Below are 12,584 nucleotides of genomic sequence, written 5' to 3'. Positions count from 1 at the left end.
ATAATTCATTTCCGAAAACGGCCCCTCCCTTTGAAGGGAGGTTGGGAGGGATGTTCTTTAGAGAGGAACTCTTTTTCTTGTATGGGGAACTTTTCATATTTATAACAAAACATAATTCATTTCCGAAAACGGCCCCTCCCTTTGAAGGGAGGTTGGGAGGGATGTTCTTTAGAGAGGAACTCTTTTTCTTGTATGGGGAACTTTTCATATTTATAACAAAACATAATTCATTTCCGAAAACGGCCCCTCCCTTTGAAGGGAGGTTGGGAGGGATGTTCTTTAGTGAGGAACTCTCTTTCTTGTAAGGGGGACTTTTGATGCGTATAACAAAACATAAGTTATTTCCAAATCTAGCCCCTCCCTTCGAAGGGAGGCGGGGGAGGGATGTTTTCTACATTTACAGTTGTACTTTCCGCTAAAACCCTTAATTTTGCCGACCAAAGATGCCGATAGTCGAAAAAAATCTTTTAAAATTAGCATCATAGCATTTACAGCATGAAACAAAACCCCACAATCGCAATAATCGGCTTAGGCTATGTTGGCTTGCCGCTTGCCGCCGCTTTCGCTGAAAAATATAAAGTGATCGGTTTCGATATCAATTCTGAACGTATCGAGCAATTACAGCAAGGAGTTGACACTACTTTGGAACTTTCTTCCGAAGATTTAAATAAAGCCTTAATACAATCCGAAGCTACTGGTCTTATTGTTACGGACGATGCTTCTAAAATGGTTGAGGCTAAGGTTTTTATCGTTACAGTGCCTACACCAACCAATAAGTACAACCAACCAGTATTGACACCGCTTCAAAAAGCCAGTGAAACTGTTGGGAAACTTTTGAAAAAAGGCGATGTGGTTATTTATGAATCCACAGTTTATCCCGGAGTTACCGAGGATATTTGTGTTCCTATTCTAGAAGAATACTCAAATCTTAAATTTAATAAAGATTTCTACGCAGGATATTCCCCAGAAAGAATCAACCCGGGCGATAAGCAGCATACGGTTACCAAAATTTTAAAAGTTACATCGGGTTCTACTCTCGAAGCTGCCAAATATATTGATGAATTGTATGCTTCAATAATAACAGCTGGAACCCATTTGGCACCGTCCATAAAAGTGGCTGAGGCCGCTAAGGTAATTGAAAATTCACAGCGCGATATCAACATTGCCTTTGTAAATGAACTTTCAAAAATATTCCGATTGTTGGATATAGATACCCAGGATGTTTTGGAGGCTGCGGGCACCAAATGGAACTTTTTAAAGTTTACACCTGGACTGGTAGGTGGCCATTGTATAGGCGTAGACCCATATTACTTGGCACAGAAAGCACAGGAGGAAGGTTACAATCCCGAGATTATTTTGGCAGGAAGACGTATGAACGACGGGATGGGCAATTATGTGGCCCAAGAGGTGGTTAAATTAATGATCCAAAGGGAATGTAAGGTTAAAGGCGGCCATGTACTCGTTATGGGTATTACCTTTAAGGAAAACTGCCCCGATATACGTAACAGTAAAGTGATAGATGTTATAGAAGAGTTGCGTAAATACAACCTCAATATAGATGTTTATGATCCGTGGGCAAAAGCAACCGAAGTATCCAATGAGTTTGGACTGCGTTTATTAAGCGAGGAAGGACAGCTAAAGAAAAATTATGAAGCTATTATTTTGGCAGTAGGCCATAGGGAGTTTTCAGATTTTAATGTAGAAAAACACAGGGCCTCCCCGTCGGTAGTGTTCGACGTAAAATCGTTTTTTCCAAAAAAATTGGTCGATGGATGTTTGTAGTTTTCGGTTCTCGGTTGTCAGTTTTCTGCTGTCTAATTATGCGCTTGTTGACGACTTTTGTATTAATAAATAAAATTTTACGAATTCCATAAAAAGTAAACCACAAAGAACACAAAGAAGGCACAAAGGGACACTACGAAAATATTTGTGACATTTGTGAAAAACTCAGTGTCCTCTGTGGTTAAAAGATAAATCCATAATTAACAATTAACGCTTTGCAAACTCCAAAATACCATACCACAGACCTCTCAAAACATACTTTCCTAATAACTGGCGGCGCAGGCTTTATAGGCTCAAATCTTGTGGCTTATTTATTGGAAAACAATGCCAAAAAAGTTCGTGTGCTGGATAATCTAGCTACAGGTTTTATGAAGAATCTTGAAGCATTTCAAAATAATCCGAGCTTTGAATTTCTGGAAGGCGATATTCGCGATTTGGAAACCTGCAAAAATGCGATGGAGGGTATGGATTATGTGTCGCATCAAGCCGCCTTGGGTTCTGTGCCACGCTCCATTAATGATCCCCTTACTTCAAATGAAGTGAACGTTACGGGTTTTTTAAATATGCTCGTGGCACAAAAAAAAAGCGACACCGTAAAACGTATGGTGTACGCCGCCTCCAGTTCTACCTACGGCGATAGCAAAAACCTTCCAAAAGTAGAAGATACCATAGGTAAACCCCTTTCGCCTTATGCGGTTACCAAACTGGTAAACGAACTTTATGCCGATGTGTTCCATAAGACCTATGGTACCGAAACCATCGGATTGCGTTATTTCAACGTGTTTGGCCCCAACCAGAGTCCTACGGGGGCTTATGCGGCGGTCATTCCCCTGTTTATGCAGGCGCTAAAAGATAAGAAGTCGCCCACTATAAATGGTGATGGCGAACAGACACGCGATTTTACCTTCGTGCAAAACGCAGTGCAGGCAAATGTGCGTGCTTTTTTCGCAAAAGAGGAGGCGGTTAATGAGGTCTTTAATGTGGCCTATGGCGAAAGGATAAGTTTAAATACGCTTTGGGAAAACCTTAAATCCATCTCAGGAATCGATATTACGGCTACCTATGGTCCGCCCCGCAAGGGCGATGTGCGCGATTCTTTGGCGAATATAGACAAGGCGAGAAAACTTTTGGAATATAACCCATTGTTTTCCGTAAAGCAGGGCCTCCAGCTTACCTGGGAACAGTTTTAGAACCGCATTTCAACCCCGGAATTATTTCTCCAGAATCCAATCAATAGAGATGGAAGTTTTACGAAACTTCATTGCTTTTATTGGTTCATATCTAAAATGGATAAGTAGAAAAATATATCGTTAAAGGACACCCCTTTTTTCAAATTCCAGAAGAATTTCGCTTCAAATTGGCAATTTTGAAATGTTAAAGTTTTAACAGCTCTATGCGATAAGGCTTTCGGTGTCAATAGTTTCCTACACAAAAAAAGCGTTTATCGAAATTTGAAAACATCTTAACGGATATTCTGCCAATTTTTCCGCCAAATGCCCCATACCTTAAGTATAGCGCACAAAATTTGCATTTTTACAAAGCCTTCAATATTATTGTTACGCCCCTTATCATAATAATTTCGTTTTAATCTAAAAAGATTTTTTTATGAAAAATTGGTCATTTCCCCAAGCATGTGCATTTAGTATTTGCTGCCTATTTTTATTTCTTTCATTTAATTCTTTTGCCCAAGTTGGTATTGGAAATACTAATCCAAATAACGATGCACTTCTTGAAATTGGAGATGCCACTACAACCACAAAAGGTTTGTTACTGCCGAGGGTAAACCTTGTAAATACATCCAGTTTTGCGCCAATGACGGCCCATGTACAAGGGATGGTTGTGTATAACAAAAACACCGCTGGCGATGTCACCCCCGGCTATTACTATAACAACGGCTCGCAATGGGTACGCCTTGCTGCGGATGCTCCAAGTGATGACTGGTCTAGAGCTGGAAATGCTGGGACAGTCGCGAACACTAATTTTTTAGGCACTACTGACGATATGGCGTTGAGATTTAGAACCTATAATTCAGATAAATTTGAAATTTCAAGTGGTAATGCTGCCAATAGAGGTAGATTACGCGCTTTTGAAAACGGTTCAGCGGCCCGGCCCACTTATTCGTGGCAGACAGATACAGACTTAGGAATGTATCGTATATCGGCAAACACGCTTGGTTTTTCCGCATCGCAAGCATCATTCAATGGTAATCCATTATATGCGTTCGATAGATTTACCGTACATGGAGCTGATAATGAATATGCAATTAATGCTTATGCTTCTGGCGCTAATGGGGTGGGAGTCTTTGCTGAAAGTATAGGATATGATGGCATGGTGGCAATAGCCGCAAGATATGGAGTCTATGGATCTGGTTCTTTCGGAACCTATGGTGATGGAGTACTTTACGGAAGTTATGGTATAGTAGATAATAGTACAGGTATGGGGATGAGAGCACACAATAGCAATAGCTCGGGTACTGGCCTACTTGCATCTGGAAATAATGCTCTTGGAAATTATTTAGGTGGTGGATCTGGTGTGGCAGGTTCGGGAAATACAGGGATGTACGGACGATCCTTAACGGCTACAGGAACAGGAGTGATTGCTTCGGGAAATAACAATGCTTCTATTGCGGTTTCTCCTAACGGCTCCGGCTTGGCAGGCTCGGGAAGTGTTTTAGGAATTTTCGGATATGCTGGATTAGGGAGCATTGCAAATGGAAATAGAGGGAACCATGGCGGGGAGTTTATTTTGGATTCAGATAATGATCCTACTACCAATTCGGCTACAAATGGCAATAGGGCAACTGCAATTTTAGCCGGTTTTGATGATATAGCTGCCTCTGGACCTGGAGGAGTGCCCAATCTACCCGTCGCAGATAGTTATTTTGGCGGTTATTTCAGTGGGGGGAATGAAAATGCCTCTGGCACCCCACCCAGTTATTCATACGTGGGTTTGAGATACAATACAGGATCCAACGGAACTACTGGTACGGATTATAAAATTATTGGGCCTGGTACTGTTTCTACATTAATTAACGATCATAATAATAACCCAAGAATCATGTTTGCCCCAGAATCACCGGAAATTGTTTTTCAGGATTATGGTGTTGGCAAGCTTACAAATGGAGTAGCAAGAATTCGTATAGATCCTATATTAAGACATTCGTTGCATATCGATGATCAACATCCACTAAAAGTTTATGTCACTCTAGAGGGTGATTGTAAGGGTGTGTATGTTACCGATAAATCCAGTGATGGTTTTACAGTAAAAGAGTTACAGGGAGGAACAAGTAATGTTTCCTTTTCCTGGCAAATCGTGGCTAATAGAGCCGATTCCAAAGATGCTAATGGAAATATCATTTCAAAACATGTGGGTCTCCGCTTACCAGAAGGTCCAGGGCCTTTAAAAGTTGAGGCTATCCAGTTGGAAACGAAAGATGTTAAGCCCGTGATAAGAAGCAACATCAAAAGAAAAAATGCCGCACCTTTTACAGCTGATCTTTCAGAAGAAAAGGAATAAACAAAAAATATAGGTGTTACTTTCACAAGCAAAACGCTGGGCTATTTTCCAATTCGTTCAGGATGGACACGGATGCAGGTAATGTAGCTACGCATATGCATTAGTGAAACCGCACCCGTAAAATGTTGGCTTCAGCATCACCTGCCTCATTGGATATATAGAGTATTCCATCAGGGCTAAAAGTAATACCTTCGGGTTGGGCGAATTTCGCTTCGTCCAGTTCGTATAATTTTTTAATGGTACCGGCCTTATCCAGAATCAATAAGCTTGGATTTTTTCCTTCCAGTACAAAATACTCGCCAGTTTTCGGATGTATGGCAAGATCTGATGGATTAAAGGTTTTATAGACTTTTTTCTTCTGAAGGTCTTTAAATGCCCCATCATTCATTTTAATTGTAATATCAGGCTCAGGCTGCATGACTTTTGAATCTAGGGAAATAGAATATAACCCCTTATACGCATCAGCTTTGTCCCTATCCTTCGGCACTACGATCAAGGAATTATTTTTCTTATCAAATGCTAGCGTTTCTATATTGTTATCCTCCGAAAAATCTGTCTGGAAAGTATTTATTGTAGGTGTCGCTTCCCGGAAGTTTAGCACTTCATAAATAAGACCATCGCTGCGCAATACATAGGCATCCTTGTCTCGCAAAGCTATCCCTTCGTAATCCCCGGCTCCGGCGAAGTCTATTTTATTTATAATTTTTTTCTGTGTTAAGTCATAGATAAAGATTACACCCTCCTCATCCTGGACCGCAGCTATCTCATTTTCCGAAAGCCAGGCAATGCCACTTATTTCATTGAGCTCTTCGGGCAATTTCCACTCGGCTTCAACAGTATAGTTCCCGTTGGTGAATTTTTTTTCTTTGGAATCTTGCCATACAAAGCCAAAACCAAGCGATATTACCAATATAAGAAGTATTATTCCAAATATGTATTTTAGTTTTTTCATTTTTCTGATGTTTATTCTACAGATACCTATTTACTTTGAGAGTATATGTTCAATAAATGGAAGCACTATCCCAGTGCATTTCATATATTATTCCACAAACCTACCGCGCCACATAAATGGGCCGATAAGGATTATAAAACAAATATCCTGCTAAATTCTGGAAACAATTGGGAATTTCCCACGGAAGGGAGCTAATTTTTGAACTCGAAATCATATCCCGTGTGCTTTCGAAATCCAAATCCCCAAACAATTTCGAAAACGAAATCGCAGATAAACCCAAATCCCCAATTTCATAAAAAATTTAAATATCAACGAACTTGAGCAGTCCCCCCGCCCCCTAAAGGGGGAATATACTTAGTTTTAAGATTCCCAGGATATAGTTTAAAAACCTGTAACCTGAAACTTGAAACTTGTAACCCCTAACCCCAAAAGCAGTCCCCCTGCCCCCTAAAGGGGGATAGATTCAAGATTCAAGATTCAAGAAAACCCGAAACAATAAACTATAAACCACTAAACCAAACTTAAAATACGAAAGTAGAAATACGAAAACCTTACACCTCATACCTCATACCTCAAGCCTCGAATCTATCACCCACCACCAACCACCTGAAACCTGAAACCTGAAACCTGAAACCTGAAACCTGAAACTTGGAACCTGAAACCTGAAACTTGGAACCTGAAACTTGGAACCTAAAATCTGAAACCTGAAACTTGGAACCTGAAACCTGAAACTTGAAACCTGAAACCTGAAATCTGAAACCTGGAACCTGAAACCTGAAACTTGGAACCTGAAACCTGAAACCAGAAACAAAAAACAAGAAACCCCAAATCCCAAACCCCAAATCCCGAATCAACGAATCCCGAATCCCGAATTAACAAATTAACAAACCCCAAATCCCGAATCAACGAATCCCAAATCAACGAATCCCGAATCCCCAATCAACAAATCCCGAATAAACAAATTAACAAATTAACAAATCCCAACTCCCCCAAAATCCCTATATTAGCCCCCCAAACAAAACCCTAACAATTGACTCCCCGAGAAAACGATACCTGGCTTTACGAGATTTCGTCTGAAAAGAAAGCTTTTGATCTTAACCTAAAGGAAGTGTGGCGCTACCGCGACCTGCTTATACTTTTTGTAAAACGGGATATAACAACAGTCTATAAGCAGACTATACTTGGACCTTTGTGGTATTTTATCCAGCCTCTTTTTACTTCGGTTATCTTTACCTTGGTGTTCAACAATTTGGGAAGTATTAGTACGGGTAGTGTACCTCCATTTCTTTTTAACCTTGCCGGGATTACCGCCTGGAATTACTTTACGGCCTGTTTCACGGGAACTTCCAATACATTTAGGAGCAATGCAGGAATTTTTGGAAAGGTGTATTTTCCAAGGGTCATTATGCCCATGTCGGTTACCATTAGCAACCTGATGAAATTTGGAATCCAGTTATTGATATTTATTATTTTTTATTGTTATTATTTATTACAGGGGTTTCAGTTAAGTCCAAACTTGCATTTACTTCTTTTTCCGGTATATATTGTAATGATGGCTTTGATGGGGCTGGGCCTTGGTATGACCATCAGTTCCATGACCACCAAGTATCGAGATTTAAATGTCTTGGTGGGTTTTGCGGTTTCTTTATTAATGTACGTTTCTGCCGTGCCTTATCCGCTTTCCGAGGCGAGAAAAAAGCTGCCAGCGACTGTCGCCGATTTTGTAAGTTATAACCCCCTTTCCCAGATAATTGAAGGATTTAGATATATGGTTCTAAATACAGGCACTTTCAGTTGGAGCGGATTTATTTATACTTTTATAATAAGCATCGTGACTTTTCTGATTGGATTGGCCATATTTAATAGAACCGAAAAAAGTTTTATTGATACCGTTTGAGAATTTTATAGTACTTAGGAAGCCATTTTGTTGAATGCCATTTGCGATTAACCATTAATTAAATGATAATACTAAAAGCCGAAAATATAAGTAAACAGTACCGCCTCGGCAACGTGGGCACGGGAACGCTTTCCCATGACCTTAATCGTTTTTGGCACAAGATACGTGGTAAGGAAGATCCTTATTTAAAAGTGGGGGCAGTGAATGACCGCAGCAGTAAGGCCACTGAAGAATATGTTTGGGCACTGCGCGATATTAATTTTGAAGTGCGGGAAGGGGAAGTACTCGGGATTATCGGTAAAAACGGGGCGGGGAAATCTACTTTGCTCAAAATACTTTCGCGCGTTACTAGCCCCACCACCGGGATCATTAAAACAAAGGGAAGGATTGCCAGTTTGTTGGAAGTGGGGACGGGTTTTCATCCCGAGCTTACGGGACGTGAAAATATTTATTTAAACGGAGCCATTCTGGGAATGACACGCGCCGAAATAACCGCAAAGCTGGATGAAATAATTCAATTCTCCGGCTGTGAAATGTATATTGATACTCCGGTTAAGCGTTACAGTAGCGGAATGACTGTTCGCTTGGCTTTTGCTGTGGCTGCACATTTGGAGCCGGATATTTTGGTGGTGGATGAAGTGCTCGCCGTGGGCGATGCCGAATTCCAAAAAAAAGCCGTGGGCAAAATGCAGGATATTAGCCAAGGTGATGGGAGAACGGTGTTGTTTGTGAGTCATAATATGGCGGCGGTGAAAAATCTTTGTACGCGGGCCATTGTGTTGGAACACGGGAAAACAGTTTTTGAGGGTGATACGGATGAAGCCATCAATTTCTACATTAGAAATCAAAACATTAGATTTCAATTTAATTCTGAAAATAGAAAAAAGTTAAGCAACGATATTTTCATCGAAAATATTCGAGTGTGTAACAGCATGAATGAAATAATTGATACTGCATTATCAGGAGAAAATATTCTGATTGAATTTAGTATTGCAAACTTAAATAATACCGCTCCTATACATGTTGGAGCAGGTGTATATTCTCAAGATGACGAACAACAATTTCATTGTTCTACCGAAGTACTTGATCAACCTTATATTTCTACTAAGAGTAAGATTATTGCACAACTGAGCATTCCGAAATGGCCATTGACCAATGGACATTACTATTTTAATTTTTATTTGCGACGCAATAGTGAACTCATGGATCATATTGTCCAAGGAATTTGGATAAAGTCGGAAAAAGGCGATTATTATGAAACGGGTATAGTGCCTTCTTGGAATAAAGGATTTTACTGTGAATTTGAATGGAACTAAAAAAAATAAGATTTTTATCGGCTTCGGATAGAATTAATTATGGCGATTTTTTATTCCCTCTGGTGTTTCAGGAGGTTTTGAAGCGTATTGATAGCGATTATGTGTTTGAAAACTACGGGATTATAAAAAGTAATTATGCTCATTTTGGTGCTTTCAAAACCAAGTCATTTAGAGCGTTGGAAGCTGAAATTGAAGCAGGGGATAAAGTAATAGTGGGGGGCGGAGAAGTATTGTTTGCCAATTGGACGACACTATATGCTTTTATTAATCCAGTATTCAACTATTTAATGCAGTTTAAGAAGCTTAGAAAGCTAGAGAATAAAATTGGGTTCGCCAATCGATGGTTATCGTTAAATCAAGTTTATTTTCCTTTTTCATTTAAAGCGTCAGACTTTAATTTGCCAGCATTGCGTGTGTATTACAGTAGTGTAGGGGGAGGTTATCTTTTAACCAAAAACAATAAAATGCAGAATGAGGCATATAGCCGAATGTTATCGGCGCAATCAATTTCTGTGAGAGATAATCGATCCTTAAGTTATTTTTCAAATTGCCCTGAATTAAAGGCCCGTGTAATACCCGACAGTGCAATTTTAATTTCGGATTTTTATCCTAAGAAAAATTTACAGCAATATGTTGGAGATGATTTAGAGTTTGATGCGTATATTTTTCTTCAATTAGGAATAAATAAAGGGCCTAAAAACTTAATCAAATTTGCAGATCGTATAGAGCAGTTGTCGAAAGAATTACAAAATAAAGTTGTCTTATGTCCAATTGGTTTAGCTCCAGGACATGAAGATCACAAGATACTTCAAAGGCTAAAAAAATTAAAACCTCACTTTGATTTTGTTATGCCTAAAAACATTTTTGAAATAATGTATTTAATAGCAAATTCAAATCTCTACCTTGGAACAAGTTTACACGGAGCGATAACGGCAATGAGTTTTTTAACCCCAGCAATTGGCTTAAACAAAGAAGTGCCAAAATTAGAGTCTTATATGAAAACTTGGATAAGCGAGTCCTTTGAGAGCTTGGATTTTGACGATGTATATGTTTCCGAGGTTCAGAGGTTATTACATAATTTCAAAACAAATTTTAATCAAGAAAAATTAGAGAATCAAAAACAAATGGTGCAATCTAATCTTGAATCCATCATAAATGACTAACACGCATATCATTATCGTTACCTACAACGGCATGACTTGGCTCGAAAAATGCTTAGCTAGTAGTAAAAACTATCCTGTCGTGGTGGTTGATAATCATTCTTCTGACGAAACCGTTTCTTTTATAGAATCCCATTATCCTGACGCTACACTGTTACAGCAGACTACAAACCTCGGCTTCGGTCAGGCCAACAATCTAGGAATAAGCTATGCTTTAAATCAGGGTGCAGAATATGTTTTTTTGCTTAATCAGGATGCCTATTTACAGGAAGATTGCATAGAAAGGCTTATATCAGTACGTAAAGATAATCCAGACTATGGAATCTTAAGTCCTATCCATCTCAATGGTCAAGGCAATAAGTTGGATCAGAATTTTTCCAACTACGTCAACTATAATGCAAATGAAGATTTTTATTCAGATTTTGTCTTAAATAAACACAAAAGACAAGTGTATGCAGTTCCTTTCGTAAATGCCGCCGGCTGGCTTTTGTCCAAAGAAATATTAAAAACAGTAGGTGGCTTCGACCCCCTATTTTTTCATTATGGTGAAGATGATAATTACTGTCAACGAGTTCGATATCACGGGTATAAAATAGGAGTAGTTCCTACCGCCTTTTTACTACATGATAGGGAAGAAAGAAAAAAGCAACGGATTGCGTATGCTTCTACAGCATACTTTGACCAATTAGAGCGAAATCTTAAAGTTACCTACGCCAATATAAATCTAGAAAACCTTGATGAGCTTATTTCATTACGTAATAGAAGGAAAAGAGAAAAGCTCAAGGCCAGTCTTAAATTTGATTTTAAAAGAATGGTTTATCTTAGCAAAGAGCTTTCACTGCTCAACCGAATTATTCCTGAAATAGAAGAAAGTAGGTTAAATAACCTGAAAAATACCGATCCACCTATCTCTGATTAATATTAAATATTATGTTTTTCCAATCGGTGGGGTATAGCCCATCATATTAATTTAAGACATCAATAAAATGAAAAACCAAAATTAGATACTACGTTTTTTATTATTCGCCAAATGACCGCTCATAAAATAATTTCGCCTTTTAATCTAGTTTTTAGATACTACTGTGTCCGCCAACTTAAAGCAGTTCTATATATCCCTTCCACATTTAACACAAAAATATAGGCATATACTTATAAAAGTTTTACATTTGAAGTACAAAACAAAAAACCCCCACTACCCCAAAATGGGTCGTGAGGGTCTGCTAAAATACTCACAAGGTATTCAGAATAGGGTAAGTGCCTGCTTATCCTATTTTTTTTGCAAACTTCATGTTTACAAGCATACCTTTGAGTTCATCACCGGGCGAAAAGCGGATACGCGCTTTTTTGATGTTTGCCGATGACAGTTCTTCTGCCGTCTCCACCCCTGAGCTGCTCAGGGTAGTGCGAAACGAACCCAGATCGTCCAACTTGACTATATAGCCTTTGTTCAGCGCAGTTTGCATGGAACTAAGGAAATTCTGGATTACATTGTAACAGTCACCTCGTGTAAGCGAGCTTTTTGCTGCAACTTCATCAGAAAGTTCCTTTAAGTTCATCGTGCCCAGATAAACCGGGTTAGCGTAGAACTTATTGGGCGCCTGGGGGTCCAACGGATTGTGCCTTTGTACAGGCTTAAATTTTTGCATAATACCAAAAATTTAAATTAAACAATCACCTCAAAGAACGTAAACACACCTTGCGGTGGCAATCACCTTGACTGCGTGATAAAAATACGAAGTAATCTTCAATTGTTAATCATGAGTTATCAACATTTAGCCGGTGTATAATATACTCGTAATTAGTCCTTTTGAGTGAAATATTTCCGTAAACATAAGAAGCTACTTAAATTGAATATAATTTTTTCTTGTACAAGCACCATCCGTTTCTTGTACAGCCAATGGAACTTCCTTGTACAACAAATTAAACTTTCTTGTGCAAGAAATAATCTATCCCCCCCCCCC

10 protein-coding genes are annotated in these 12,584 nt (G+C 39.1%); 7 read left to right on the top strand and 3 right to left on the bottom strand.

What is annotated here, in order from left to right:
• The first annotated feature begins 495 nt into the window (after positions 1–495).
• The 3 genes from LS48_RS08900 (at position 496) to LS48_RS08890 (ending at position 5,298) form a co-directional block, all read left to right on the top strand.
• The gene (locus tag LS48_RS08900; RefSeq protein WP_117590222.1) at positions 496–1,782 is read left to right on the top strand and encodes a nucleotide sugar dehydrogenase; all 1,287 of its coding nucleotides are present in this window, start codon (positions 496–498) and stop codon (positions 1,780–1,782) included.
• A gap of 215 nt (positions 1,783–1,997) precedes the next feature.
• The gene (locus tag LS48_RS08895; RefSeq protein ID WP_062622155.1) at positions 1,998–2,972 is read left to right on the top strand and encodes an SDR family oxidoreductase; all 975 of its coding nucleotides are present in this window, start codon (positions 1,998–2,000) and stop codon (positions 2,970–2,972) included.
• Between the two features lie 415 nt (positions 2,973–3,387).
• Positions 3,388–5,298, top strand: a complete 1,911-nt coding sequence (locus tag LS48_RS08890) for a phage tail-like protein (RefSeq protein WP_062622154.1) — start codon at positions 3,388–3,390, stop codon at positions 5,296–5,298.
• Positions 5,299–5,398: 100 nt separating this feature from the next.
• On the opposite strand, the gene LS48_RS08885 is transcribed toward LS48_RS08890, so the two are convergent.
• Positions 5,399–6,250 (bottom strand): SdiA-regulated domain-containing protein, encoded by an 852-nt coding sequence (locus LS48_RS08885; protein ID WP_062622153.1) that lies wholly within the window; start codon positions 6,248–6,250, stop codon positions 5,399–5,401.
• Between the two features lie 572 nt (positions 6,251–6,822).
• Entirely contained in the window at positions 6,823–7,068 is a 246-nt protein-coding gene (locus LS48_RS15695; RefSeq protein WP_369038053.1) for a hypothetical protein, read from the bottom strand.
• A gap of 212 nt (positions 7,069–7,280) precedes the next feature.
• Here LS48_RS15695 and LS48_RS08875 point away from each other — a divergent pair, with 212 nt between their 5' ends.
• From LS48_RS08875 to LS48_RS08860, 4 genes are all read left to right on the top strand, one after another.
• Entirely contained in the window at positions 7,281–8,147 is an 867-nt protein-coding gene (locus LS48_RS08875; RefSeq protein ID WP_062622150.1) for an ABC transporter permease, read from the top strand.
• A 62-nt stretch (positions 8,148–8,209) separates the two neighbouring features.
• On the top strand, positions 8,210–9,463 hold the full coding sequence (locus LS48_RS08870; RefSeq protein ID WP_062622148.1) for an ABC transporter ATP-binding protein: 1,254 nt from the start codon (positions 8,210–8,212) through the stop codon (positions 9,461–9,463).
• Entirely contained in the window at positions 9,454–10,626 is a 1,173-nt protein-coding gene (locus LS48_RS08865; protein WP_062622145.1) for a polysaccharide pyruvyl transferase family protein, read from the top strand. The genes LS48_RS08870 and LS48_RS08865 overlap by 10 nt, the downstream gene beginning before the upstream one ends.
• Positions 10,619–11,542: a glycosyltransferase family 2 protein gene (locus LS48_RS08860; protein ID WP_062622142.1), complete on the top strand. Its 924-nt coding sequence runs from the start codon at positions 10,619–10,621 to the stop codon at positions 11,540–11,542. The genes LS48_RS08865 and LS48_RS08860 overlap by 8 nt, the downstream gene beginning before the upstream one ends.
• A gap of 343 nt (positions 11,543–11,885) precedes the next feature.
• On the opposite strand, the gene LS48_RS08855 is transcribed toward LS48_RS08860, so the two are convergent.
• Positions 11,886–12,269 (bottom strand): HU family DNA-binding protein, encoded by a 384-nt coding sequence (locus tag LS48_RS08855; RefSeq protein ID WP_062622139.1) that lies wholly within the window; start codon positions 12,267–12,269, stop codon positions 11,886–11,888.
• Between the last annotated feature and the right edge of the window lie 315 nt (positions 12,270–12,584).

It is taken from the genome of Aequorivita aquimaris (assembly GCF_001573155.1).
Taxonomy (GTDB): domain Bacteria; phylum Bacteroidota; class Bacteroidia; order Flavobacteriales; family Flavobacteriaceae; genus Aequorivita; species Aequorivita aquimaris.
Note: the sequence above shows the minus strand (reverse complement) of the source record. Positions and strands in the feature narration are given on the sequence as shown.

Bases quoted from the DNA above. Each gene is read 5' to 3' on its own strand.
- LS48_RS08870 (WP_062622148.1), top strand. From the start codon at position 8,210: ATGATAATACTAAAAGCCGAAAATATAAGTAAACAGTACCGCCTCGGC.
- LS48_RS08860 (WP_062622142.1), top strand. From the start codon at position 10,619: ATGACTAACACGCATATCATTATCGTTACCTACAACGGCATGACTTGG.
- LS48_RS08890 (WP_062622154.1), top strand. From the start codon at position 3,388: ATGAAAAATTGGTCATTTCCCCAAGCATGTGCATTTAGTATTTGCTGC.
- LS48_RS08865 (WP_062622145.1), top strand. From the start codon at position 9,454: ATGGAACTAAAAAAAATAAGATTTTTATCGGCTTCGGATAGAATTAAT.
- LS48_RS08885 (WP_062622153.1), bottom strand. From the start codon at position 6,250: ATGAAAAAACTAAAATACATATTTGGAATAATACTTCTTATATTGGTA.
- LS48_RS08900 (WP_117590222.1), top strand. From the start codon at position 496: ATGAAACAAAACCCCACAATCGCAATAATCGGCTTAGGCTATGTTGGC.
- LS48_RS08855 (WP_062622139.1), bottom strand. From the start codon at position 12,269: ATGCAAAAATTTAAGCCTGTACAAAGGCACAATCCGTTGGACCCCCAG.